This window comes from Nonomuraea sp. NPDC052265, assembly GCF_044547985.1.
Lineage (GTDB): Bacteria > Actinomycetota > Actinomycetes > Streptosporangiales > Streptosporangiaceae > Nonomuraea.
In genome coordinates, this window is record NZ_JBIUBJ010000001.1 from 23,685 (window position 1) to 48,395 (window position 24,711).

Sequence of the window (24,711 nt, forward strand, 5' to 3'; positions counted from 1 at the left end):
CGGAGGTGCCCAGCCGCCGCTGTTCCATCTCTGGTCCGTCACCTACATCACCTGGTCTGGCTGGCGCGCAGTTCGGCCCGCACCGCCGGGGTGAGCACCTGACCGGCGCGATCCACCATCAAGGTCATCTGGTACGCCACCAGGCCCATGTCACAGTCCGGAGCCGCCAGCACCGCGAGACACGAACCGTCGCTGATCGACATGATCAGCATCAGCCCGCGCTGCATCTCCACGATCGTCTGATTGACCGCACCGCCCTCGAACACCCTGGCCGCACCCTGCGTCAGGCTCACCAGCCCGGACGCGATCGCAGCCAACTGGTCAGCCCGGTCAGCCGGGAAACCCGACGAGGCCGCAAGCGGCAACCCGTCGGACGAGACGACCACCGCATGTGCCACCCCGGGGACCGTGCTGACGAAGTCGGTGATCAACCAGTCGACTCCGCGCGCCGCGTGGCTCAGGTCGTTCATGCGCCCTCCTCTCTGTCACTGTTGTGGGATTCACCGTTGTAGGAGCCGCGAGGGCCCGGCTGGAACGCCCTGCCCTCGGTGATGTCGTCGCGCGCGGCCCGGAAGCCCTGCTGGAAGCTGGACAACCTGTTCCGCACCCGGTCCGGCGAGACCGAGGGCATCGGCGACACGCCCTTGGGCGAGGCGGAGGTGTCGGCCGAGCCCGGCACCAGGTTCGCCTTGGGCACCCGTTTGGGCAGGCCGGCCGCTGTCGTGCCGTCGCGGGCCGGTTCGGCCACCGCCTCGGCCGCGCTCCAGCCGGCGTCGGCCTTCGTCGAGCCCCAGCCGCCCTCGTCGCGGCCGAACCAGGCCGACTCGACGGCGGCGAAGATCGGCAGGTAGTCGTCGCCGGCGGAGGCGGGCGGCACGGGCGGGATCGGGCCGGTGGCCGCCGACTCGGTCTCGGGGAAGTCGGGCCGCGGCCGCTGGAAGCCGTCCTGCTTCCAGGGGGGCGGCGGCTCGGCCGCGGGACGTTCGGGCAGCCCGCGGTCGCCGTTGTGGCGCGGCGGGGACCAGATGTCGTGGCTGTCGAAACCGCCGCCGTGCGCGTCGGCGGGCCAGCCGTCGGACGGCCACTGCGGCCAGTTGCCCCCCGCCTCCGGGTTCGACGGGTACGACGGGTGCGCCGGGCCCATCTGATAGGTGGGCCGCGGCCAGTCCTGCCCGGCGGCCGGTGGCGACTGCGGCCAGTCGGCGGCCGGGGTGAGCGGCGACTGCGGCCAGTCGGCCCCCGGCGCGGGCGGCGCGGGCGGCCAGTCGGCCCCGGCTGAGGAGGCGACCGCGGGCCAGTCGGGCTCGGGCGGAGCCGAGATCGGCGGCCAGTCGGTGGCCGGCGGCGCCGCGTGCGGCCCCACGTACGGTTCGCTCCCCGACGTGCTCTCGGCGAGCACCGGCGGCTGCATGCCGGCGAAGCCGGGCGGCTGCGAGCCCAGCATGTTCTCCGGGACGAGCACCATGGCGGTCAGCCCGCCCGAGTTGTGCGGTCGGAGCTGCACCCTGATGCCGTGCCGGTGGGCCAGCCTGGCGACCACGAACAGGCCCATCCGCCGCGAGACCGACACGTCGACGCTGGGCGAGTCGGTGAGCCGGTCGTTGGCCTGGGCCAGCTCCTCGGGGGTCATGCCGATGCCGGAGTCGGTGATCGACAACATCACGCCGCCGCCGTCGATCCTGCTGCCCGACACCGCCACCCGCGTCTCGCGCGGCGAGAACGACAGCGCGTTCTCCACCAGCTCGGCCAGCAGGTGGATGACGTCGTTGACGGCCTGGCCGGCCACCGACACGCCGTCGGGCACCTGGAGCACCACGCGCTCGTAGCTCTCGACCTCCGACAGGGAGGCGCGGGCGACGTCCACCATCTTGACCGGCTGGCTCCAGCGGCGCGGCGGGTCCTGACCGGCCAGCACCAGCAGGTTCTCACTGTTGCGCCGCATACGGGTGGCCAGGTGGTCCAGCTTGAACAGGTTGCCGAGCCGCTGCTCGTCCTGCTCACCCTGCTCCAGGCCGTCGATCAGGGTGATCTGCCGCTCCACCAGCGTCTGACTGCGGCGCGACAGGTTCACGAACATCGCGTTGACGTTCGAGCGCAGCCGCGCCTCCTCGCCGGCCAGCCGGACCGCCTCGCGGTGGACCTCGTCGAAGGCGCGCGCCACCTCGCCGATCTCGTCGTGGGTGTCCACCCCGATCGGCGGGACGGGCCCGACCTTGCCGTCACCCGCCTCGCGGAGCTGCCGCACGGTCTCCGGCAGACGTTTCCCGGCGATGTCCAGGGCCTCGCCGCGCAGCCTGCGCAGCGGCCTGATGAGCGAGCGGGCGATGAAGGTGATGATGATCAGCACCACGATCAGCAGGATCATGATGAGCACACCGGAGATCAGCGCCGAGCGGTTGGCCGCCTCCTCCAGGGCGCGGGCCCGCAGGATCACCGAGGAGGCCAGCGACTTCTCCACGCTGCGCAGGGCGTCGATCTTGCCCGTGCTGACGTCGAACCAGGTGCCGACGTCCTTGTCCGACCGTACGCCGATGCTCAGAGGCTTGGCCTCGACGGACTGGGCCATGGCCCGCAGCCGGAACAGGTCGGTCTGGTCGACGTCCCTGCCCACGACGGTGTCGCGGTAGAGCTCCAGCTGGTCGATGCTGGCCAGGGTGGCGAACAGGGTCTCCTCGCTCTCCTCGCGCGCCTTGGCGTCGGAGAGGGCGTCGAGCTCGCCGCTGTCGAAGCTCTTCTTGTCCAGGGCGCTGGCCAGGATGCCGCGCTGCTTGGACGCCTGCTCCTTCGCGCGCGCGATGGCCGCCATGGAGCTGGCGCTGTGGGAGATGTCGTCGTCCACGGCGACCTGTCCCACCTGGTCGTGGAACTGCAGGAGGGTGGCGATGATCTGGGAGTACTTCTGGATCATCGGCAGGGGCTGGATCTTGCCCTTGACGGCGGTGTCGCGCAGGGTCTGGATCTCCTCCAGGCGGCGCAGCACCGGGCGTACGGAATCGGCGTGGGTGTCGGTGAGGGCGCCGGCCCGCACCTTGGCCTCGTCGATGAGGTTGTCGACCCCGCTGTAGGTGGTGCGGAGCTGGGCCGCGCGACTCTCCGGACGGCCTTGCGCGATGTAGAGGGCGGTCTCGTCCCGCTCGAAGGCCAGTTCGTGCGTGACGGCGCCGAGCTGCTCGCTGAGCTCGGCGACCTCCCTGAGTGTCTGGTAGGTGTCGGCGTCCCTGAGGGAGGTGATCACGTTCAGCCCGCCCAGACCCACCGCGACGGCCGTGGGCACGACGATCAATGCCACAAGGCGCGATCGTACGTGCCAATTGCCCAATCCGAACCTGTTAGAAGCTGGTTTGGGCAGCCGTCGCTTCTGGCGCCCGTGCGGCTCGCGGTCAGCGGAAGCTTCAGCGCTCTGCGTTCTCACTTGCCTCGCAACCTCTCGCCCCGGAGGGGAATTCTCGAAGACCATGCAGGTAAATGCACGTGGGGCAATATGTACAATCGAGATGAGGGCCATTTGAGCACAGGTACCGGTCAGGACCAACCACCTATAGTGCCCCTCTGAGGCTTATATCCCGGATTGTCCAAAAATTGTGACAAAATTGGTAGACCGCCGTTTACCTGCAAAAACGGGCAGCCGAAACGTGTTCCGCAAGCCCCCTTCCGCCCGCGGAACGATCCAGGTCAGCTAGTCCCACCAGTAACAGACGCCCCGGTCGCCACCTTCTTTCCCAAAACGGACAAAGACATCTCACGCCTCTATTTACGATAGAGCGGCAAACGGACATTGCAACCACAAGAGTCATTTTCTTGATAATGACTGCCAATGTGGTGCTACGGTCGTTTCCTGCTTGTTCGTCAGGCACTCAGCCCCGGGGGCAGTTCAGCCACCCGGTCCCCCCGGCTCCACGTCTTGAAGGGAGTCCCTGACATGAGGCTTGGCCGCTCCGCCAAGGCCGCCATCATCGGGTTCGCTGTGACTTTAGGCGCCGTAGCGTGCAGCACCGGCGGCTCAACCACCGCCGGCGCACCACCTTCCGCCTCCGCGAACGGCGGCGGCGGCGCCTTGGAGAAGACGAAGCTCAAGATCGCCACCCTGCCCGCCATCGACAGTGCCGCCATCTACGTCGCCATCGACCAGAAGCTCTTCGAGCAAGAGGGGCTCGACGTCACCCCGCAGGTCGTCCAGGCCGCCCCCGAGGCGATCCCCATGCTGGTCAACGGCGAGATCGACGCCATGTTCGGCAACTACGTGTCGATGTTCCAGGCGCACGACAAGGGGGCGATCAAGATCCACGTGCTCGCCGAGGGCTCGCGGGCCGCCCCCGACTCGCTCAGCATCATGGCGCTGCCCAACTCCCCCATCAAGACGCCGAAGGACCTCGCGGGCAAGACGATCAACGTCAACGTCCTGCACAACTTCCAGGAGCTCGCGCTCACCCAGGTGCTCAAGGCCAACAACATCGACCCGGCCACGATCAAGTACGTCCCCGTGACGTTCCAGAACATCATGGCCTCGTGGAAGAACGGCCAGATCGACGCGGCGTACCTGGGCGAACCGCAGGTCACCGCGGCGACCTCGCAGATGGGCGCGCGCAAGATCCTCGACCCCGCCTCCGGGCCGGCGGCGGAGTTCCCGATCTCGGGATACATCAGCACCCAGGACTGGTACGAGAAGAACCCGAAGACGGCGGCGGCCTTCCAGCGGGCCATCCACAACGCGGCCAAGCTGATGGAGAACAACCGTGAGGTGGTGGCCAAGGTGCTGCCGAACTTCACGCAGATCGACGCGTCCACGGCGGCGACGGTCACCTTCCCCTACTTCTCCAGTTCCGACAACCCGGTGCGGCTGCAGCGGGTGGCCGACTGGATGTGGGAGGCCAAGTGGCTCGGCAAGGAGATCGACGTCAAGACGTTGATGTCGCCGACCACGTCAGGGTGAGCACCACCACGACGGGAGTCGTCGTCCGCCGTCCGGCCGGCGCCGCCACGCGGTGGTCGCGCCGGGCGGCGGGGGCGGCGGGCTTCGCCGTCCTCGTCGAGCTGCTGAGCCGGTCGGGGCTGGTGGACGCCGAGGTGCTGCCGCCGGCCACGCGGATCGTCGGGCGCGGCGCCGCGCTGCTCGCCGATCCCGCCTTCCGCGACCACGCCCTGACCAGCCTGCTCGCCTGGGCCCTCGGGCTGGGCCTCGCGGTGCTGGTGGCGGTGCCGCTCGGCCTGCTGCTCGGCAGCGTGCCGGTGATCGACGCCGCCACGCGCTCGGTGGTGGAGTTCCTGCGGCCGATCCCGTCCGTGGCGCTGATCCCGCTGGTCGCCCTCGTGATCGGGACCGGCCTGCAACTCCGCGTCACGCTCGTGCTCTACGCCGCCATGTGGCCCATCCTCTACAACACCATGTACGGCCTGCGCGGCGTCGACCCCGTCGCCAAGGAGACCCTGCGCTCCTACGGCTTCGGCCCGCTGTCGGTGCTGCTGCGCGTCAGCCTGCCGTCGGCGGCGCCGTTCATCACGACGGGCGTGCGGCTGGCGGCGTCCGTGGCGCTCATCCTGACCGTCAGCACCGAGATCGTGGCCGGGCGCGGGGAGGGCATCGGCGTGTTCATCTTCTTCGCCGGGATCGCGGTCCCGGCCAGGATGACCGACATCCTGGCCGGGGTGTTCTGGGTGGGGCTGTTCGGCGTGCTGGTCAACGCCTTGCTGGTGGCGGCCGAGCGGCGTGCCTTCGGCTGGCACCACGCCCGGCTGACGGAGGGGGCGTGACCAGGGCCGGGCGCGGGCCGTCGGCGCGCGACGGCGGGCGCGGCACGGCGTTCCGGGTGGCCGTGCTGGTCGTGCTCGTCCTGGGCTGGGAGGTGGGCACGCGGCTGGCGGGCAGCGCGTTCTTCCCCCCGCCGACGACGATCGTGGGCCGGATGCACCAGATGTGGTTCTCCGGCCCGCCCGGCAGCCTGTTCCTGACCGGCGAGGCCGTCGACAACGTCCTGCCGAGCCTGGGCAGGATGGCCGCCGGGTTCGCGGGCGGAGGCGTGGCCGGGGTGGTGCTCGGGCTGGCGTTCGGCCTGTCCGCGCGGGTCTACGACTACCTCGACGGCGTGCTGCAGTTCCTGCGCGCGATCCCGCCGCCCGCGCTGGTCACCGTGTTCCTGGTGGTGTTCGGGTTCGGGCTGCGCATGCAGCTCGCGTTCATCATGTTCAGCGTCGTGTGGCCGGTGCTGCTCAACACGGCCGACGGCGCGCGGGCGGTCGATCCGCTGCACCTGGACACCGGGCGGGTGTTCCGGCTGTCGCGGACCGAGCGCCTGCTGCGGGTCGTCCTGCCGTCGGCGCTGCCGAAGATGTTCGCCGGGCTGCGGCTGGCGCTGTCCCTGTCGCTGATCGTGATGGTCTTCGCCGAACTGCTGCCGGGGGCCTCCGACGGCATCGGGTTCCAGCTCACGAACGCGTACTCGACGTTCGACCTGCCCGCGATGTGGGCCGGGATCGTGCTGCTGGGCGTGCTGGGCTACCTGCTCAACGAGCTGTTCCTGGTGGCCGAGCGGCGGGTGCTGGCCTGGCACCTCGGCGCGCAGCGGCTCACGGAGCAGTGAACGTGCCGGCGGCGACCGGGCGGCTGCGCGGCGGTTCGTAGGCGCCCGAGTCGATGCCCCACGACGCGACGGCGAGCGGCATGATCTCCACCCATACGGGCTCGTACCCGGGTTTGAGCCGTTCGCCGCCCTTGGGGTGGACCCGCCCGACCCCCTGGACGAGGACGCCGCGCGGCCCCTCCTCGGTGAAGTCGTCCACGACGAGCGACACCTCGGGGTTGCTCCTGACGTCGGCGCGGTAGCGCCGCGGACGCACGCCGCCGGGCAGCATGCGGGAGCCGACCGCGATCATGCCGCGGTCCGGCTGGAGATGGATCCTCACCGGCACGACGTGCGGCGTTCCCCCGGCTCCCGCCGTGGCGAGCCGCGCCAGGTCGTGCTCGAGCAGGTAGGCGAACTCCCCGTCACTGAATCCGCGCATCACACACCTCACACCAGATAGGAACGAGGTTAGTGGGATAAATCTGTTCTTCGACGTGCAAAGGGCGAGAAACTTAGCGTCATGTTCCGCGTCAGGAACACCGATGACCGGATCGACACCTCTGGGGGCGACGTGCGGACGATGATCGTGGGCGGCGGGATCGGCGGGCTCACCACCGCGCTCAGCCTGGCGGCGGCCGGGCTGGAGTGCGTGGTCGTGGAGGCGGCCGCCGCGCTGAGGCCGCTCGGCGTCGGGATCAATCTGCAGCCGCACGCCGTACGGGAGCTGACCGAGCTCGGGCTGGCCGGCGAGCTGGCCGCGCTGGGCGTGGAGACGAGCTTCATGACCTTCGCCGACCGGCACGGCAACGTGATCCTGGCGCTGCCGCGCGGGCGGTCGGCCGGTTACCGCTGGCCGCAGTACAGCATCCATCGCGGCGAGCTGCAGATGGCGTTGCTGGCCGCGGTCGAGGAACGGGTCGGCCCGGTGCGGACGGGCGTGCGCCTGGAGGGCTTCGAGCAGGACGGCAAGGAGGTCCTCGTCCGGCTCCGGCAGGGCGGCGAGCTGCTGGAGGAACGGGTGGACGTGCTCGTCGGCGCGGACGGCGTGCAGTCCACGGTACGCGCGCTGCTGCACCCGTCGGGCGATCCGCTGCTGTGGGCGGGCATCAGGATGTGGCGCGGGGTGGCCGAGGCCGACCCCATCCTGGACGGCGCCACGGTGCTGGTGGGCGGCTCCAACCGGGCCGGGAAGTTCGTGACGTATCACGTCTCTGCCCGGAATCCCCGGCTGGTCAACTGGGTGGCCGAGGTCAAGGTGGCCGAGCCCGGCCTCGTCGCGGAGGCCGACTGGTCGCGCGAGGGCCGGCTGGAGGAGGTGGCCGCCCACTTCGCGCATTGGCGGTACCGTCCGGCCGACGTCCAGGGATTGCCGGCGGCCTCCGCCCGCATCCTGGAGTACCCGATGGTCGACCGCGACCCGCTGCCCGTCTGGGGGGAGGGCCGGGTGACGCTGCTGGGCGACGCCGCGCACCCCATGTACCCGATCGGCTCGAACGGCGGCTCGCAGGCCGTGCTCGACGCGCGGGTGCTGGCCCGGTGCCTGGCGACGTCCGGCGACCCGGTCACGGCGCTCGAGACGTACGAGGAGGAACGGCGTCCGCCCACGTCGGCGCTGGTGCTGGCGCATCGGGCGTTGCCGATCGAGGATACGATCGGGCTGGTGACCGAGCGCGCGCCCGACGGGTTCGCCGACATCGCCGACGTGCTGACGGAGGCCGAGCTGGCCGCGATGGCCGGGGCGCAGCGGCGCATCTCCGACGCCGACGTCCGGGCGCTGAACGAGCGGGAGTCGTGGAGCGTACGCATCCCATGACAGCCGTGAAGACTCAAGGGTAAGATCCGACACCGTAGAGCCATACCGACATTTCTGGCTTCCCGAGTCGGTCCTCCGCTCGCGGCCTCGCCCCCTAGGACATCCATGCTCGAGATAGAGAACCTCTCCCACGTGTACGGCGGCGGTGGCCCCAACGCTCACCACGCCATCGAAGGGCTGAACCTGAGCGTCGCCGCGGGCGAGCTGCTGTGCATCGTCGGGCCGTCGGGCGCCGGGAAGTCCACCCTGCTGCGGTCCATCGCCGGGCTGATCAGGCCCACGGGCGGCGAGGTCAGGGTCGAGGGCGAGCTGGTACGGCAGACGCCCGACAACCTGGCGGTGGTCTTCCAGGACTACAGCCGCTCACTGTTCCCGTGGATGTCGGTGGCCGACAACGTCGCCCTGCCGCTGCGCCGCCGGGGCATGGACAAGCGGCAGCGCCGCGAGGCCGCCCAGGAGGCGCTGGAGTCGGTCGGGCTCCAGGGCGCCGAGAAGAAGTACCCGTTCCAGCTCTCGGGCGGCATGCAGCAGCGGGTGGCGATCGCGCGGGCGCTGGCCTACCGGCCCTCGCTCATGCTCATGGACGAGCCGTTCGGCTCGGTCGACGCCCAGACCCGCGAAGACCTGGAAGACCTCGTGCTGAAGGTGCGCGGCCACCACCAGATGACGATCGTGCTCATCACGCACGACATCGACGAGAGCGTCTACGTCGGCGACCGCGTCGTGGTGCTGTCGAAGGCGCCCGCGCACGTGGTCGGCGACCTGAAGGTCGATCTGCCGGGGCCGCGCGACCAGATCACCACCCGCGAGCACCCCGACTTCGTCCACCTGCGCGCCGAGGTCGGCCGCCTGGTGCGCGGCCACGCCGCCGCCGTCTGACGCGGACCGGCCTCAGCCGCGGGTGCGGGCCGCCGGAGGCCGGTGTCGTCCCCCCGGCGGGATGCGCCCGGCGGTGATCGGCTGGAAACGCAGCACGGCCAGGGCGGTCTCCCCGTCCGGCCGCTCGCCCCTGGGCCGGCCCGTCAGCTTCATCGCGCCGTAGCCCACGCGGGCGACGTCCAGGTCGCCGCCCGGCATCCACCGTTCCATGGTCGTGGCCCGTCACCTTGGCGGGCGCGCGCGGACGGGATGCGCGCGCCCGGTGTGCGCCCGTCTATACAGGTGTGTGCGAGTGGCGGGTGAGCGCGTGCTCCACCAGCGTGATCAGGGTGGATTTCACCATGTCGCGCTGGCGGGCGTCGAGGCGGACGATCGGGATGTGCCCGCCGACGGACAGGGCCTCCCGGATCTCGTCCTCGGCGTGGGCAAACTGGCCGTCCCAGCCGTTGATGCCGATCACGAAGGGCAGCTTGGCCTCTTCGAAGTAGTCGATCGCGGGGAAGCTGTCCGCGAGACGGCGCGTGTCCACCAGGACGACGGCGCCGATCGCGCCGCGGACGAGGTCGTCCCACATGAACCAGAAGCGGTGCTGTCCGGGGGTGCCGAACAGGTAAAGGATCAGGTCGCGATCCAGCGACACACGTCCGAAGTCCATCGCCACGGTGGTGGTCGTCTTGTTCGGCGTGAGCGAGATGTCATCGACGTGTGCCGAGGCGTCCGTCATGACCGCTTCCGTGGTGAGCGGCAGGATCTCCGAGACCGCTCCCACGAACGTCGTCTTCCCCACGCCGAAGCCCCCGGCCACGACGATCTTCGTCGAGGTCAGACCGGGGCTAGAGCCTGCGAAGTCCACTGAGCACCCTTTCGAGCAAGTTGAGGTCCGGCTTTCCCGCGTCCAGCGCAGGCTGGTGCACGCGGATCAGGCCCTCCGACGCCATGTCGGCGATCAGCACCCGGACCACACCAAGGGGCTGGCGTAAAAGGGCGGAGATCTCGGCAACCGACCGGACGTTCCGGGTCAGTTGAATGATCGCCTGATACTCCGGACTCAGTAGGGAAATGTCTTGGTATTCCGACGTCACGGAGGACACCAAAGCCTCCATGGCGAACTTCATCCGCGGCGCGGTGCGCCCCCCGGTCACGGCATAGGGCCGTACCAGGGAGCTCGGCTTCTGCGGACGAGGGGCCGCCGGATGCGGCGGAGTGCTATCACCAGCCCAACCCTGACCTGACACCATGATCTCCTGTCACCGCCCGCTAGCGGGGGCGGGCCGCTTGCAGCTCAGCGCGTACGGCCGGGGTCAGCACCTGACCGGCCCGCTCGACCAGCAGCGTCATCTGGTACGCCACGAGGCCCATGTCACAGTCGGGGGCCGCCAGGACGGCCAGACAGGAACCGTCGCTGATGGACATGATCATCAAGAGCCCGCGCTGCATCTCGATGACGGTCTGGGTGACCATACCGCCCTCGAAGACCCGCGCGGCGCCCTGCGTCAAACTGATCACGCCCGAGGCGACCGCGGCGAGCTGGTCGGCCCGGTCCTTCGGGAAACCCTCCGAGAAGGCCAGCGGCAGGCCGTCGGACGACACCACGACGGTGTGCGCGACGCCCGGCACGTTGTTCACGAAGTCGGTGATCAGCCAGCTGATGCCACGCGCTCCCTGGCTCATCTCTCTCATTTGTCCTCCTCATTCTCTTCTCCGCGGGTGAACGCGCGGCCTTGCCGCACTCCCTGCTGGAAGCTGGAGAGCCTGCTGCGCAACCGCTCGGGCGAGATCTGCGGCGGCGGCGACGTGGGCTGCGGCTCGGCGAGACTGGCCGTACCGGGCACGAGGTTGGCCTTGGGCACGCGGCGCGGCAGGCCCGAGGCCGTGATGCCGGACTGGGCGGGCTGCGCGGCGGCCTGGGCCGCCTGGAAGCCGGAGTCGGCGGGCGAGGACCACGACGCGCCGGCGCCCGACTGGCCGGGCTTGCGCTGCGGCAGCCCGGACCGGCCCACCTCCGGGGCGGCGGGCGGCGCCGCCGACGGAGGCTCGGCGGGCACGGCCGGGTGCACGGCGGTGATCTCGTGCTCGTGCTCCTGGTCGTGGCGCAGCTGCTCGGGGTCGGGCCTGCGGAACCAGTCCGAGCCGACGGACGAGAAGATCGGCAGGAACTCCTCGCTCTGCTCCTCCAGAGCCGAGGTGCGCACCACGGGGAGCGGGCCGGTCAGGTCCTGCGAGGAGTAGTCGCCCTGCCCGAACGGGCCGTAGGCGCCCGGACGGCTCTGCTCGTACTGGTCGGCGGGCTTGGGCTCCTCCGCGCCGAACCCCTGGAGGTCGCCGAACGCCGAGCGGTAGGGCTCCTCGCCGTACGGCGGGGGGCTCGGCCGGTCGACCGACTCGAACAGGGATCGCCGCTGCTCCTCGCCGAAGGCCGACTGGCCGAGCGAGGTGTCGCCGAAGGACGGCGAGCCGAAGGAGGACCAGCGGGGCTCCTCCGTCCCGCTCTGCGGCGGCTCGGTGGCGAAGGAGGGCCAGCGGGGCTCGTCGTCCTGGATCGGCGGCGGCTGCTCGGCGAAGGAGGGCCAGCGCTGCTCGCCCCACGGGGACTGGGCCTGCGGCTGCGGCTCGGGCTGCGCCGGGGCCGCGGGCGGCTCCTCACCGGGGAACGGCCTGGGTTCCTCACCGAAGAACGGCTTGGGCTCTTCGGCGAAGAAGGGCTTGGGCTCGTCGCCGAAGGACGGCTTGGGGTCCTCGGCGAACGACGGCCAGCGCGGCTCGTCCCGGCCCGGCTCCTCGCCGAAGGAACCCCAGCGGGTCTCCCCCTGGGCGGGCTCGTCGGCGAAGGACGGCCAGTTGCCGGTGCCCGGCGCGGGCAGCGAGCCCGGCCACTGCGTGTCCAGCACCCGGTCGGCCGCGTCCGGCGCGGAGACGTGGCCGCCGTTCTGGCTCGCCTCGGCGGGCTGGGCGGGGAGGCCGAACTGGCTCGGGTCGAACGTGGTGAACGCCTCGTACTGGCTGCCGGCCTGCTGCGGCATGCCCGCGCCGCCGCTGATGAGCATGTCGGGCATCATCACCAGCGCGCTCAGGCCGCCGGTCTCCCGCATGCTGAGCTGGACGCGGATGCCGTGGCGCAGCGCCAGGCGGCCGACCACGAACAGGCCCATGCGGCGGGAGACGCCGACGTCCACGACGGGCGGGTTGGCCAGGCGCCAGTTGGCCTCGGCGAGCTCTTCGGGGCTCATGCCGATGCCCAGGTCGTTGATGGAGATCATGACGCCGCCGTCGGCGGCCACGCTGGAGACCTCGACCTTGCTCTCGCGGGGTGAGAAGGAGATCGCGTTCTCGATCAGCTCGGCGAGCAGGTGGACGGCGTCGGTGACGGCCGGGCCGACGATCAGCGTGCCGGACGGGATCTTGATCTGGACGCGTTCGTAGTTCTCGACCTCCGACAGCGAGGCGCGGGCGATGTCGACCAGCGGCACCGGCTCGCTCCACTTGCGCGCGGCCTCCTGGCCGGCGAGGACCAGGAGGTTCTCGCTGTTGCGGCGCATGCGGGTGGCCAGGTGGTCGAGGCGGAAGAGGTTCGCGAGCCGCTGCTCGTCCTCCTCGCCCTGTTCCAGGCCCTCGATGAGCTGGAGCTGCCGTTCGACCAGCGTCTGGCTGCGGCGGGAGAGGTTGACGAACATGGCGTTGACGTTGGCGCGCAGCTTGGCCTCGTCACCGGCCAGCCGGAGCGCCTCGCGGTGGACCTCGTCGAAGGCCCGGGCCACTTCACCGATCTCGTCACGGGTGTTGACGCCGACCGAGGGCACCTCGGGCACCTGCGCGCCCTCGCCGGACTCGCGCAGGATGCGGACGGTCTCGGGCAGCCGGGTGGTGGCCACCTGGAGCGCCTCGGCGCGCAGCCGGCGCAGCGGGCGGACCAGCGAACCGGCCACCCGGGTGGTGATGATCAGGACGAGCAGCAGCAGGACGAGGATGGTCGCACCGCTGATGATGGCGTTGCGCTGCTCGGTGTCGCTGAGCTCGCGGGCCCTGGTCACGATCTTGGTGGCCAGGCCGTCCTCGACCTTGCGCATGGCGTTGCCGGCCAGGGTGGTGCTGTCGTACCAGCGGCTCAGGTCGCGGGCGGAGGTGACGTCGAGGTCCCTGATCCGGTTGTACTCGCGGACCTGGGCCAGGGCGCGCTGCCGCATGGCGTCGGCGCGGTCGATGTCCGGGCCGCGCATGCCCTTCTGGTACGCCTTCAGGTCCGCCGGGTCGGCCTCCCGCTCGAAGGAGGTCAGCTCGGCCTGCTGGCGGCTCCACGAACCGAGGAACTCCGACAGGTCGTCGTAGTCCAGCTCACGCTCGATGAGCGCGATCATGACAATGGCCTGCTGCCTGGAGACTTCTTCCTTGACGCGCTGCAACGAGCCGAGAGCGGCCACGTCACCCTGGAGGTCGTCGTCGTTCACGCCGTCGCCCAGGTCGCCCTGGATCGCGGAGAAGACGTCGATCATCGTGGTGTACGTGGTGATCGCGGCTCGCGGGGGCACGCCCTCGGCCACCATCGACGTGCGGAGGCTGTCGAGGCCGGTGAGCCACCGGCGCATGTTCTCCACACCGTCGCGGATACGGGCCGAGTGCGCGGCGTCGATGGCGTTCGCCGAGGCCAGCACTTTCTTCTTGGCCGCGTCGACGGCCGCGCGCTGGGTCTTGAGCTGGACGAACCGTCCGGCCTTCGACTGGTCGGTGACGTACCACGCGGTGAGCGTGCGTTCCTTGGCCAGCTCGTGGGTGAGCCCGCCGATGCGCTGCACCAGCTCGGCGACCTGGGTCAGCCGGCGGTACTCGGAGCTCGTCCCGATGGCGTTGGCGAGCTGCACACCCGCGAGGAGCACGCCCACGATGGTGGGGATGAGGATCAGCGCGATCAGCCTTGAGCGCACACGCCAGTTCCCCAGCCGGAACCTTCCGCCTGTGTACTCCCCTGACCTCGTGTGCCTGGGGTTTTCCGTCCTCACTGACTCTCGCAACCTCTCGCCGGTACGTGCTCGAAAGAAAATCAGACACGCGTGTGGCGCATGGGATTCTGTCCGGCTGGGTAATTGGAACACAGTCCGTACCAGACGGCCAACCGTACATTTCCCACTAAATGCACCCAAAGCAGCGCTTTGGGCGTCATATCGCCGTACACGTTTTCAGGCGGGCCGGAACGAATCCCGCTCCACGGGTGCCGCGTGCTTGACCATCAGGTGACGCGTCACCGAATACTCCTGCACCGCCTCCTGGCTCATGTCCTTGCCGAACCCGCTGCCCTTCACGCCGCCGTGCGGCGCCTCGCTGGCGATCGGGAGATGATCGTTCACCCAGGTCACGCCCACGTCCAGCCGGTGGGACACGCGCATCGCCCGCGCGACGTCGCGCGACCACACCGACGAGGCGAGCCCGTACGGGGTGTCGTTGGCCAGCCGGACGGCCTCGTCCTCGCCGTCGAACGGCACCGCCACAAGGACCGGTCCGAAAAGTTCCCCCTGAACGATCTCGCTCTCCTGTGCGACATCGGTCACAAGCGTGGGCGGGTAGAAGAAGCCGGGCCCCTCGACGGGCGCGCCGCCGTGCACGATCCGGCCGCCCGAGCGCGAGACAAAGCCGTGCACCCGCTCGCGGTGGGCGGCCGAGATCAGCGGGCCGATGTCCGTCGCCGGGTCCCAGGGGTCGCCCACGGTGATCTCGGCGAGGGTCGCCCGGATGGCCTCCACGGCGTCGTCGTAGATCTCGCGGGCGACGTAGACGCGGGTGGCCGCGGTGCAGTCCTGGCCGGTGTTGTACGTGGCGCCCATGGCCACGCCGCGGGCCATCTCGGCCAGGTCGGCGTCCTGGAAGACCAGGGCGGGCGCCTTGCCGCCGAGTTCGAGGTGCACCCGCTTGAGCGTGGCCGCCGCGCCGGTCATGACCGCCCGGCCGGTGCCGGTCGAGCCGGTGACGCTGACCATGTCCACGCCCGGGTCGCTCACCAGCGCCTGGCCGACCTCGGCGTCGCCGGTGACCGCCTGGACGAGCCCTTCGGGCGCGCCCGCCTTGGCGAACAGCTCGGCCAGGCGCAGCGTCGTGCGCGGCGTCTGCGGCGCCGGCTTGATGACCACGGCGTTGCCCGCGGCCACGGCCGGGCCGACCTTCCACACCGCCATGACGAACGGGAAGTTCCACGGCGCGATCGACCCCACCACCCCGACGGGCCGGCGCAGCAGCACCGAGGTGTAACCGGCGCTGAACACCCCGGCGCCCGACCCCTCCAGAGAGCGGGCGGCGCCGGCGAAGAAGCGCAGGTTGTCGACGGCGAAGGGCAGCTCGCCATCCCTGAACACGGCCGCCGGCTTGCCGGTCTCCTCCACCTCCAGCCTGGTCAGCTCCTCGGCGTCGGCCTCCACCAGGTCGGCCAGGCGCAGCAGCAGCCGCTGGCGCTCGGCGGGGGTGGTCTGCGACCACTCCTCGAACGCGCCCCGGGCGGTCCGGACGGCCGCCGCCACGTCCGCCACCGGCGTGTCCGGGATCTCGGCGCACGGGAGGCCGGTGGCGGGGTTGATCAGTTCACGCATGGAAGTCCTCGAAATCCCTACTGGCCGAGCTGTTCGATCAGGTCGGCGGCCTTGCGCAGGCCGTCGCGGCGGCGGATCTCCTCGCCGGCGGCGGCGAGCCTCGCGCGCATCTCGGTGTCGCCGAGCAGGCGCTCCACAGCGCCGGTCAGCTCCTCGTCGGTGAAGGTGTAGGTGGAGAGCCTGACACCGTAGCCCAGCTCGTCCACGCGCTGGGCGTTGTCGTACTGGTCCCAGAACAGCGGCAGCACGATCATCGGCTTGCCGAAGTGCGCCGCCTCGGTGGTGGTGTTGTTGCCGCCGTGCGTGATGACCAGGTCGCACAGCGGGATGATCTTCGTCTGCGGCAGGAACTCGGCGCCGTACATGTTGTCGGCGAGCTTGATCTCCTCGTGCAGCGGGCCCTTGGAGACGATGTACTGGTGCCGCGTGCCGGCCAGGATGTCGATCACGCGCTGCATCAGCTCCACGTCGGAGGAGCCGAGAGAGCCGAGCGAGAAGTAGATGAGCGACCCGTCGTTGCGCTCGAAGGGCAGCGTGAAGTCCTCGTCGGTCTCGCGCACCGAGGAGTCCAGCCGGTGCCAGCTCGGGCCGAGCGGGCGGGCGTCGGTGTAGTCGAGGATCTCGGGGAAGACGTAGAGGTTCAGGTCGCCCTCGTGGATGAAGTCCAGGTCGGACAGCGGGGCGGTGCCCTGCTCGACGCACCACTCGTTGAAGGCGGTCCAGACCTCGCGGTGGGTGCGGTCGTACTCGGCGCGGAAGGCGTCCCAGTCGGAGCGGTCGCCGGCGGGCAGGCCGGAGAAGACCGGCGCGACGTTCTCGCCGCGCACCTCCAGCGGGTTGCAGGAGACGATGCGGACGAACTTCTTGCCCGCCGTGAGCAGCGCCGGGAACGTGATCACGTTGTCCTCGACGATCACGTCCGGGTTCACCCGCTCGATGATGGCCTTGAGCTGCGGCTCGCAGTACTTGGCGCCGTCGATGAGGGAGTCCCAGATGGGCTTGGTGACGGTGTCGAGCTGCTCCAGCGTGCTCTTGCGGTACTCCGGCGCGGTCTCGCGGATGAAGTCCTTCCAGAACTGGCCGGCGTCCTGCTCCTCGGCGTTCTCGGGCGGCGGGGCCAGGTCGACGAGGTCCTCCTCGAAGCCGAGCGCTTCGAGCTTGCCCTTCCAGGACGACTCCGCGGCGAAGACGACGCGGTGCCCGCGACGGCGGAGAATGTCGCCGACGCCGATGCAGTTGTTCGTGGGGCCGTACGCGCTCTCTGGCATGAAAAGGATGGTGAGGGACATCGTGAACTCCGGGGGAACTCGTCAAATTGAAGAGGAATTCAAATACTCATCTAGCGTGAAGCGCAAGTTAAGTGCACTATGGTCACGGCCGATCTGAATGATGACCAAACGCACGGGGGGTGGTGGTCGTGGCCCAGCGCAAAAGCCGTAGTGACCGGCGCATCGACTTGATCGAGGCCGCGCGCCGAGCCATCATCCGTCACGGCATCGACGGAGTACAGCTCTCGCACGTCGCCGAGGAGGCCGGTCTGACCTCCGGCGCCGTGCTCTACCACTACCCCGACCTGGGCGAACTCCTGGTCGAGGCGCAGCACGCGGGCATGGAGCGCTTCTACGAGCTGCGTATGCGCCGCCTGGCCGACTTCACCGACCCGGTCGAGAAGCTGGTCGTCACGATCCGGTCGGGGTTGCCGACCGGGCCGCTCGACCCCGACGTGCGCCTGCTCAACGAGCTGGGCGGCGCCGCGGGCCGCCACCGGGTCTACGGCGTGCTGCTCACCTCGCTGTACGACCGCCAGGTGTCGATGTACCAGGCGATCCTGGACACGGGAGCCGCGCTCGGGGTCTTCCGGCTGACGGCCGACTCCGTGACCGTCGCGCGCAACCTGGTGGCCCTGGAGGACGCCTACGGCTACCGCATCACCGCCCGGCACCCGCTGATCGGCCCCGACGAGGCGGCCGACCTGATCCTGTCGTACGCGCGGGCGGCGACGGGCAACGACCTGGCTCATTGATCGACCGTCATGATGACGGCGTCCTGGGCTTCCCAGCGCACCTTCACCTTGGCGCCGGGCTGCACCGTGCTCGCCCCCTGCACCGCGGCGAGCACGGGCTTGGCCCGTCCGGGCACGTCCACGGAGACGTGCGAGACGCCGCCGTAGAAGCTCACGTCCAGGACGCTGCCCTTCAGGCCCCTGGCCGCGTTCTCGTCGGCCAGCTCGACCTTCTCGGGACGCACCGCGAGCAGCGCCTTGGAGTCGGCGGCGAGCTCGTCGAGCGGCGTGCCGGCCAGCATGCCGAACTCGTCGCTCTTGATCCCGTCCAGGCCGGTGTAGACGCCCTCGAAGAGGTTGTTCGCCCCGACGAAGTCGGCCACGAACGGTGAGCGCGGGCGCTCGTACAGGGCGACGGGGGCGTCCACCTGGCGCACGGTGCCGCTGTCGAAGACCGCGATGCGGTCGGCCAGCGACATGGCCTCCTCCTGGTCGTGCGTGACGACCACGAAGGTGATGCCGACCTCGTTCTGCAGCCGCTTGAGCTCCAGCTGCATGTCGGCGCGGACCTTCTTGTCCAGGGCCGACAGCGGCTCGTCGAGCAGCAGCAGGCGCGGGCGCTTGACGATGGAACGGGCCAGCGCGACCCGCTGCCGCTGGCCGCCGGACAGCTGCGCGGGCTTGCGCGAGGCGTGCGCCGACAGGCCCACGGTCTCCAGCACCTCGCCGACGCGCTGCTTGATCTCCTGCCGGGGCAGCTTCTCCCGCTCCAGGCCGTAGGCCACGTTCTTGGCCACGCTCATGTGCGGGAACAGCGCGTACGACTGGAACATGAGGCTGATCGGCCGCCGGTTGGGCTGCTTGGCCAGCAGGTCCTCGCCGTCGAGCGTGACCGTGCCCCCGTCGGGCGACTCGAACCCGGCGATGATGCGCAGCAGGGTGGTCTTGCCGCAGCCGGACGGCCCGAGCAGGGCGAAGAACTCGCCCTGCTCGATCTCCAGCGAGACGCCGTCCAGTGCGGTGACGTCGCCGAACCTGCGGGTGATCCCGTCAATTCTGAGCACGTGACTCCCCGATCTTGGTCATCCGCTGCCCGGCGATCACCGCCGTGAAGCTCACGAGGAGCAGGATCGCGGCCAGCGCGTTGATCTTCGGGGTCACCCCGAAACGAACCATTGAGTAGATGACGATCGGCAGCGTCGGCTCGGCGTTGCCGATCGTGAAGAACGCGATCACGAACTCGTCCAGGGACAGCGTGAACGCCAGCAGCGCCCCCGCGACGATCCCGGGCACGAGCTGCGGCAGCGTGATCTTCATGAACGTGACCACCGGCCCGGCCCCCAGGTCGCGCGAGGCCTCCTCCAGCGACATGTCGGCGTTGGTGAGCCGGGTGCGCACCACGGCCGCGACGAACGCCATCGAGAACAGCGCGTGCGCGATGGTCACCGTGGGCAGGCCGAGCGCGAACTGGGCGTCCCACTGTGCCAGGAACTGGTTGATCAGGGCGTACAGGAGCAGCAGGCCGATCGCGAGCACCAGGTCCGGCAGCACGGCCGGCATGAGCGAGAGCGCGTCGAGGATCTTGGACTTGGTGTACCTGGCCAGGCCGACGGCCAGCAGGGTGCCGAGCACGGTGGCGATCGCCGTCGAGCCCAGGGCCACGATCAGCGTGTTGACCAGGCCGTCCCTGATCTTCTCGTCGGCGGCCAGCTCGCCGTACCACTTGAGGCTGAAGCCCTCGTAGGTGTAGGCCGACTTGCCGGAGTTGAACGACATGACGACCAGCACGATGATCGGCACGTAGAGGAAGACGTAGGTGGCCCAGAAGGGCACGTACAGCAGCTTGGGTCTACGCACGGCGGGCCGCCCACGCCTGCACGAGCAGCAGCAGGATCAGCACCGCGATCAGCGCCAGCACCAGCGCCGAGCCGAACGGCCAGTCGCGCGCGGTCAGGAACTGGTTGCGGACCAGGTTGCCCACCATGATCGACTTGCTGCCGCCGAGCATCTCGGGGATGACGAAGTTGCCGAAGCTCGGCACGAACACGAACATCGCGCCGGTCAGCACGCCGGGGAGCGTGAGCGGCAGCGTCACCTTCCTGAACGTGGTGAACGCCGAGGCCCCCAGATTGGCCGACGCCTCGCGCAGTTGCGGGTCGAGCTTCTCGATCGTGGAGTACAACGGCAGCACCATGAGCGGCAGGTACGAGTAGAGCAGCCCGGTGACGATCGTGCCCTGGTTGTAGAGCAGCTCCATCTTCGTGCCCAGCAGGGAGTTGATCAGCCCGGGACCGCTGAGCATGATGATCCACGCGTAGACGCGGATGATGAAGTTCGTCCAGAAGGGCAGCACGATCGCCACCAGGGCGATGGTCTTCCACTTCGTCGGGAGCTGCGCGATCAGGTACGCCGTCGGGTAGCCGAGCAGCAGCGCGATCACCGTGGTGATCGCCGCGATCTTCAGCGAGTCGGCGACCACGCCCAGGTAGAGCGAGTCGAACAGGCGTTGGAAGTTCTCCAGCGTGAACTCGTAGACCACGCCGCCGAAGCGGCCCCGCTGGAAGACCGTGTAGCTGAGCACCAGCGCCAGCGGCACCAGCAGCAGCACGACCAGGTACGTCAGACCTGGCGAAAGGAAAACGAACGCGCCCAGCCGGCGCCCCCGATCACGGGACACCGGCCGGGCCTTGACCTCGGATCTCACTGCACCAACGACTATCCGGCCGTGACTTCCTGCGACAGGCGGCTGAACTTGGTCGACGCCTGCCCCAGGTCGATGATCGACTCACCGTTGAGCAGCTCCGCCGGCTTGATGTCCAGCAGCGAGCCCTTGGCGATGGTCACCTTGTCCATGGCGGCCTTGTTGGGGACCTTGTAGTTGATGTTCTCGGCGGCCCAGCGGTGGGTCTCCGGGTCGAGGATCATGTTGATGAAGGCGTGGGCCGCTTCCTTGTTCTTGGAGGACTTCATGATCACCATGGTGTCCACCCAGAGGTCGCTGCCCTCCTTCGGCACCACGAACTTGATGTTCTGCTTCTCGTCCGTGGTCGGGCACCAGCCGTCCCACGCCTCGACCATGATCGCCTCGCCGGACTTCAGCTTGTCGCCGAAGGTGGTGTCGTCGTAGGAGAGCAGGTGCGGCTTCTGCGAGACCAGGAGCTCCTTGGCCTTGTTGATCTCCTCGTCCTTCTCGGTGTTGACCGAGTAGCCGAGGGACTTGAGCGCGGGCAGGGCCAGCCAGCGCTCGGTGGTCATCATGGTGACCTTCTTCTCGGCCCAGGACGGGGGCTTGAGGATGTCGTTCCAGCTCGTCGGCGGCGTCTTCACCAGGTCGCTGCGGTAGCAGATGCCGGTCGTGCCCCAGGTGTAGGGCACCGAGTACTTGTTGCCCTTGTCGTAGGAGAGCTGGGTGGCCTCGGGGTAGAGGTTGGCCAGGTTGGGGATCAGCTCGGCGTGGATCGGCTCCAGCAGGCCCTGGGCGCTGAGCGCCTGGGCGTACTGGCCCGAGACGAAGGCCACGTCGATGCCGCTGTCACCGGAGGCGGTCAGCTTGGCCATCGCCTCTTCGTTGGTGGCGTGCAGGGTCACCTTCATCTCCTGCACCTTGAGCTTCTCCTTGACCTTCTCAGGCAGTTCCTTGGGCGTGTAACCGTCCCATACCGTCACCTGGAGCGACTGCTTGGTCAGGTCGGCGTTGGGCTGGAGCTGCTCCGCCTTGGCCGCGGTCGTGCCGTCTGAGCTGGTCGACGACTCACCGCCGCACGCCGCGACGGCTAGCGCGAGGCCGGCCACCGCCACGGCGGCCGGAAGACGACGGGTGAACCGGTTACGGGACACGGCCGCTACTCCTTCTGGTGCTGAGGATTGAGGGGTCGCGCGACCTTACTGGACACGGCAGACCAGAGCAGGAGTGTTGCAGCAGAAATCAACATGAGCAAGACTTTTCCCGACATTGCTACCAGGAAGTTTGATCAGAGTGTTGAATCGAGATTCAATAACGGAGTCGCCTCATCCCGGTCCGTGAGGGACCTCTCACCTCGCGTACGGACCGCCTTTGGGCCGCGCTCTTCGCGCCATCTCTCCCAGCCGTAATCTAGCGGTTCGGGGGCGCGCAATCCCTGGCGGGTGCAGAGGAAACGGGCGAAAGATCAGGATCCGCCCAGGACAGGACGACGGTCGCCTCCACACCGGGCCGGTCCGATCGCCACGGTCGCCACCGGGCCGGTCGGGACGGATCGTCCGCCCGGAGGCGGCGCCCGTCGGGAGAGGAGCCGGGGTCGCCGTGAGCGACCACCGCGATCAAGGCAGTACCCTCCTGCCCGACGCGGCGGCTTTCCCTCATGCGATGACCCGCTGCGATTACCGCCGACCCGGCGGAGTTGCAGCGGATATCAACATGAGCGAGACTTCCTTCCATACGTCGATCGGGAACCATGGGCAATCTGTTGAACTGGGATTCAATTGCGCGTCGGCTCGCTGCCCTCGCGGAGGAGCCCGTCTCCGACCGGGACCACGGCCTGTCCACGACTTTGCTGCGGGCGCTCGCGGACGACCCGCCGCCCCCCTTCGGGATCCGCCGGTTCCGTCCCCTTCCCGCTCCGGGAGCGACGGCCGCCGAGCGCGGCTTCGGGCCGCACGTCGACCAGACCAACCACTCGGTCGTGGTGGACGAGCGGGTGGTCGTGAAGTGGCTGACCCCGCCGGTCCCGCTGCCCCACCCGACGCCCGAGATCTTCGCCCATCTCGTCGAGGTCGGCTTCGCCGACACCGCGCCCCCGTACCTGGCCCTGACCCGCGCGTCGGACACCGGCGAGGAGCTGCTGGCGCTGGTGACGGGCTACCTGCCCGAGGCGCGCGACGGCTGGGAGTGGTGCGTGGACGAGGCCGGGTCGGGCGGCACGGAGTTCGCCGGCGAGCTCGGCCGCCTGGCCGCCGACCTGCACGTGGCGCTGGCCGGCCTGCCCGGCGGCTCGTCCGGGGGGCAGGCGGACCCGGCGGCGCGGGCCGCGGACGCGCTGGCCGAGGCGCTCTCCCTCACCGGCGGCGCCGACGGCGAGTGGCTGGCCACGCGGGCCGGCGCCCTGGCCCGCGAGCTGGAGCCGCTGCGGGCGGGCGTCGCGGGCCCGTCGATCAGGATCCACGGCGACCTGCACGTGGGCCAGATCCTGCGCTGGCGCGACGGGTACGCCGTGATCGACTTCGACGGCAACCCCACCGTGGCCGACACCGGCGTGCGCCAGCCGGCCGCCAGGGACGTCGCCCAGCTCACCACGAGCCTGGAGCACGTGGCCCAGGTCGCGATCAGACGCCGGGGCACCCCGCCCGCCCACGCCGCGGCCTGGGCGGCGAAGGCCCGCGCCGGCCTGCTGGCCGCCTACCGCCGCCGCCTGTCCGACAAGGGCCGGCCCGATCTCCTGGACGAGACGCTGCTGCGCCCGTTCGAGGTCGAGCAGGAGTGCCGCGAGCTGATCTACGCCGCCCGCCACCTGCCCCGCTGGCGCTACGCCCCCATGGGCGTGCTGCGCACCTGGTACCCCGAGGAGAACCTGCCGTGAATCCCGAGCTCTACCTGGCCGACCTGGAGGCCAAGCCCGCCGCCCTGGCCGCCCTCGCCGACGGGCTGCGCGCGGCCGACCCCTTCGCCGGGCTGCCCGAGGGGGTGCGCCGGGTGTTGTTCCTCGGCATGGGCAGCTCCCGGTACGCCGCCGGGGTCGCGGCCCTGCGCCTGCGCGCGGTCGGCGTGGACGCCTACGCCGACTACGCCTCCGCCGCGGCGACCTACCCGGCCGGTCCCGGCACGCTGGTCGTGCCGATCTCGGCCACCGGCGGCAGCCGCGAGACCCTCGACGCCCTCGCCCGCTACGCCGGGGGCCCGTCGTACGTGGCCGCGATCACCAACGTGCCCGGCTCGCCCGTCACCGAGGCGGCCGACCTGGTGGTGCCCATGAGCGCGGGCGAGGAGCGCGGCGGCGTGGCCTGCCGGACGTTCCAGCACACGCTGGCCCTGCTGCTGGCGCTCGAAGCCCGTCTCACCGGGGCGGGAGGCGACCTCCCGGCGCTGCTCACCCGGGCCGCCGAGGCCACCCGCGACCTGCTGGACCGCCGCGACGAATGGCTCCCGCTGACGATGGAGCTCCTCGACGGCCCCGACGGCGTCTACACGATCGCCCCCGCCGAGCGGCTGTCGTCGGCCGAGCAGTCGGCGCTGATGCTCCGCGAGGGCCCGCGCCGCGCGGCCGACGCCTGCGAGGCGGGTGACTGGTCACACGTGGACGTCTACCTCACCAAGACCCTCGACTACCGGGCGCTGCTCTTCCCCGGCTCCCGCTACGACGAGCAGGCCATGGACTGGGTGCGCGAGCGCGGCTCCACGGTGATCTCCGTCGGCGGCGAGGTGAAGGACGCCGCGGCGGCGATCCGCTACGCGCACGACGACGACCCCGACGTGGCGCTGCTCACCGAGATGCTGGTGGCCGAGCTGGTGGCCGCGTACTGGTGGAACGCCCAGTAGGGACGGGTCAGAGGCGGCGAAGCCCGCTCAGGACCCTTTCGAGCAGCCTCCTGTCCGGAAGGCCGGCCTCCAGCTGCGGCTGGTAGACCTTCACCAGCCCGTCGGCCTCCATGTCGGCGACCAGCACCCGCGCGACGCCCAGCGGGACGGCCAGCAGCGCGGAGATCTCGGCCACCGAGCGCACCTGGCGGCACAGCTCGCTGATCGCCCGGTACTCGCGGGTGTAGGTCATGCCGAGCCGCGCCGAGGTCGCCGAGGAGACCAGCGCCTCCATGGCCAGGCCGGTGCGCGGCGCCGTCCTGCCGCCGGTGACGGCGTACATGCGCACCAGCGAGCTGCGCTCGGGCTCAGGCTCCCCGTCATGCCACGATGCCAACGTCCAC

Annotated in this window: 23 protein-coding genes; 8 read left to right on the plus strand and 15 right to left on the minus strand. The window is 70.1% G+C overall.

Annotated elements, in window-relative coordinates; genetic code table 11:
• Window positions 1–47: 47 nt before the first annotated feature.
• On the minus strand, window positions 48–470 hold the full coding sequence (locus ACIHAD_RS00130; protein ID WP_020546542.1) for a roadblock/LC7 domain-containing protein: 423 nt from the start codon (window positions 468–470) through the stop codon (window positions 48–50).
• Entirely contained in the window at window positions 467–3,289 is a 2,823-nt protein-coding gene (locus ACIHAD_RS00135) for a nitrate- and nitrite sensing domain-containing protein (RefSeq protein WP_397352084.1), read from the minus strand. The genes ACIHAD_RS00130 and ACIHAD_RS00135 overlap by 4 nt, the downstream gene beginning before the upstream one ends.
• Window positions 3,290–4,054: 765 nt before the next feature.
• Between ACIHAD_RS00135 and ACIHAD_RS00140 the strand changes: the two genes are divergently transcribed.
• The 3 genes from ACIHAD_RS00140 to ACIHAD_RS00150 are packed head-to-tail and all read left to right on the plus strand — an operon-like array spanning window position 4,055 to window position 6,575.
• Complete coding sequence (locus tag ACIHAD_RS00140; RefSeq protein WP_397352085.1) at window positions 4,055–4,930, plus strand: ABC transporter substrate-binding protein; 876 nt, start codon at window positions 4,055–4,057, stop codon at window positions 4,928–4,930.
• Complete coding sequence (locus tag ACIHAD_RS00145; RefSeq protein ID WP_397352086.1) at window positions 4,927–5,748, plus strand: ABC transporter permease; 822 nt, start codon at window positions 4,927–4,929, stop codon at window positions 5,746–5,748. Before ACIHAD_RS00140 ends, ACIHAD_RS00145 begins: the two co-directional genes overlap by 4 nt.
• Window positions 5,745–6,575 carry an ABC transporter permease gene (locus ACIHAD_RS00150; protein WP_397352087.1) on the plus strand — a complete coding sequence of 277 codons (831 nt, stop codon included), beginning with the start codon at window positions 5,745–5,747 and terminating at the stop codon, window positions 6,573–6,575. The genes ACIHAD_RS00145 and ACIHAD_RS00150 overlap by 4 nt, the downstream gene beginning before the upstream one ends.
• Here ACIHAD_RS00150 and ACIHAD_RS00155 read toward each other — a convergent pair.
• Window positions 6,562–6,996 carry a pyridoxamine 5'-phosphate oxidase family protein gene (locus tag ACIHAD_RS00155; RefSeq protein ID WP_397352088.1) on the minus strand — a complete coding sequence of 145 codons (435 nt, stop codon included), beginning with the start codon at window positions 6,994–6,996 and terminating at the stop codon, window positions 6,562–6,564. The genes ACIHAD_RS00150 and ACIHAD_RS00155 overlap by 14 nt on opposite strands.
• Window positions 6,997–7,077: 81 nt before the next feature.
• On the opposite strand from ACIHAD_RS00155, the gene ACIHAD_RS00160 reads away from it, so the two are divergent.
• Both ACIHAD_RS00160 and ACIHAD_RS00165 read left to right on the plus strand, forming a co-directional pair.
• Window positions 7,078–8,370: a flavin-dependent oxidoreductase gene (locus ACIHAD_RS00160; protein ID WP_397352089.1), complete on the plus strand. Its 1,293-nt coding sequence runs from the start codon at window positions 7,078–7,080 to the stop codon at window positions 8,368–8,370.
• 105 nt (window positions 8,371–8,475) lie between these two features.
• A complete protein-coding gene (locus tag ACIHAD_RS00165) occupies window positions 8,476–9,249 on the plus strand; it encodes an ABC transporter ATP-binding protein (RefSeq protein WP_397352090.1) in 774 nt (257 codons plus the stop codon).
• Between the two features lie 12 nt (window positions 9,250–9,261).
• Here the strand turns inward: ACIHAD_RS00165 and ACIHAD_RS00170 are convergent, their stop codons facing one another.
• From ACIHAD_RS00170 to ACIHAD_RS00200, 7 genes are all read right to left on the minus strand, one after another.
• Entirely contained in the window at window positions 9,262–9,459 is a 198-nt protein-coding gene (locus ACIHAD_RS00170) for a hypothetical protein (RefSeq protein ID WP_397352091.1), read from the minus strand.
• Between the two features lie 64 nt (window positions 9,460–9,523).
• On the minus strand, window positions 9,524–10,075 hold the full coding sequence (locus ACIHAD_RS00175; protein ID WP_397353014.1) for a GTP-binding protein: 552 nt from the start codon (window positions 10,073–10,075) through the stop codon (window positions 9,524–9,526).
• A gap of 7 nt (window positions 10,076–10,082) precedes the next feature.
• A complete protein-coding gene (locus ACIHAD_RS00180; protein ID WP_055507219.1) occupies window positions 10,083–10,487 on the minus strand; it encodes a DUF742 domain-containing protein in 405 nt (134 codons plus the stop codon).
• A 19-nt stretch (window positions 10,488–10,506) separates the two neighbouring features.
• A complete protein-coding gene (locus tag ACIHAD_RS00185; protein WP_201760494.1) occupies window positions 10,507–10,920 on the minus strand; it encodes a roadblock/LC7 domain-containing protein in 414 nt (137 codons plus the stop codon).
• A gap of 5 nt (window positions 10,921–10,925) precedes the next feature.
• Window positions 10,926–14,165 (minus strand): nitrate- and nitrite sensing domain-containing protein, encoded by a 3,240-nt coding sequence (locus tag ACIHAD_RS00190; RefSeq protein ID WP_397352092.1) that lies wholly within the window; start codon window positions 14,163–14,165, stop codon window positions 10,926–10,928.
• Between the two features lie 252 nt (window positions 14,166–14,417).
• A complete protein-coding gene (locus tag ACIHAD_RS00195) occupies window positions 14,418–15,815 on the minus strand; it encodes an aminobutyraldehyde dehydrogenase (protein ID WP_397352093.1) in 1,398 nt (465 codons plus the stop codon).
• Between the two features lie 17 nt (window positions 15,816–15,832).
• Window positions 15,833–17,083, minus strand: a complete 1,251-nt coding sequence (locus ACIHAD_RS00200) for a glycosyltransferase (protein ID WP_397352094.1) — start codon at window positions 17,081–17,083, stop codon at window positions 15,833–15,835.
• Window positions 17,084–17,232: 149 nt separating this feature from the next.
• Between ACIHAD_RS00200 and ACIHAD_RS00205 the strand changes: the two genes are divergently transcribed.
• The gene (locus ACIHAD_RS00205; RefSeq protein ID WP_397352095.1) at window positions 17,233–17,838 is read left to right on the plus strand and encodes a TetR/AcrR family transcriptional regulator; all 606 of its coding nucleotides are present in this window, start codon (window positions 17,233–17,235) and stop codon (window positions 17,836–17,838) included.
• Here ACIHAD_RS00205 and ACIHAD_RS00210 read toward each other — a convergent pair.
• From ACIHAD_RS00210 to ACIHAD_RS00225, 4 genes are read right to left on the minus strand one after another with little or no spacing between them, the layout of a single operon-like run.
• Complete coding sequence (locus ACIHAD_RS00210; RefSeq protein WP_397352096.1) at window positions 17,832–18,881, minus strand: ABC transporter ATP-binding protein; 1,050 nt, start codon at window positions 18,879–18,881, stop codon at window positions 17,832–17,834. The genes ACIHAD_RS00205 and ACIHAD_RS00210 overlap by 7 nt on opposite strands.
• A complete protein-coding gene (locus tag ACIHAD_RS00215) occupies window positions 18,868–19,674 on the minus strand; it encodes an ABC transporter permease (protein ID WP_397352097.1) in 807 nt (268 codons plus the stop codon). Before ACIHAD_RS00215 ends, ACIHAD_RS00210 begins: the two co-directional genes overlap by 14 nt.
• Window positions 19,667–20,521, minus strand: a complete 855-nt coding sequence (locus tag ACIHAD_RS00220) for an ABC transporter permease (RefSeq protein ID WP_397352098.1) — start codon at window positions 20,519–20,521, stop codon at window positions 19,667–19,669. Before ACIHAD_RS00220 ends, ACIHAD_RS00215 begins: the two co-directional genes overlap by 8 nt.
• An 11-nt stretch (window positions 20,522–20,532) precedes the next feature.
• On the minus strand, window positions 20,533–21,654 hold the full coding sequence (locus ACIHAD_RS00225) for a spermidine/putrescine ABC transporter substrate-binding protein (protein ID WP_397352099.1): 1,122 nt from the start codon (window positions 21,652–21,654) through the stop codon (window positions 20,533–20,535).
• Window positions 21,655–22,250: 596 nt separating this feature from the next.
• On the opposite strand from ACIHAD_RS00225, the gene ACIHAD_RS00230 reads away from it, so the two are divergent.
• Window positions 22,251–23,372: a hypothetical protein gene (locus ACIHAD_RS00230; protein WP_397352100.1), complete on the plus strand. Its 1,122-nt coding sequence runs from the start codon at window positions 22,251–22,253 to the stop codon at window positions 23,370–23,372.
• The gene (locus ACIHAD_RS00235) at window positions 23,369–24,328 is read left to right on the plus strand and encodes an SIS domain-containing protein (RefSeq protein WP_397352101.1); all 960 of its coding nucleotides are present in this window, start codon (window positions 23,369–23,371) and stop codon (window positions 24,326–24,328) included. The genes ACIHAD_RS00230 and ACIHAD_RS00235 overlap by 4 nt, the downstream gene beginning before the upstream one ends.
• Before the next feature lie 7 nt (window positions 24,329–24,335).
• Here the strand turns inward: ACIHAD_RS00235 and ACIHAD_RS00240 are convergent, their stop codons facing one another.
• Window positions 24,336–24,704, minus strand: coding sequence for a DUF742 domain-containing protein (locus ACIHAD_RS00240; protein WP_397352102.1), 369 nt, complete (start codon window positions 24,702–24,704; stop codon window positions 24,336–24,338).
• Between the last annotated feature and the right edge of the window lie 7 nt (window positions 24,705–24,711).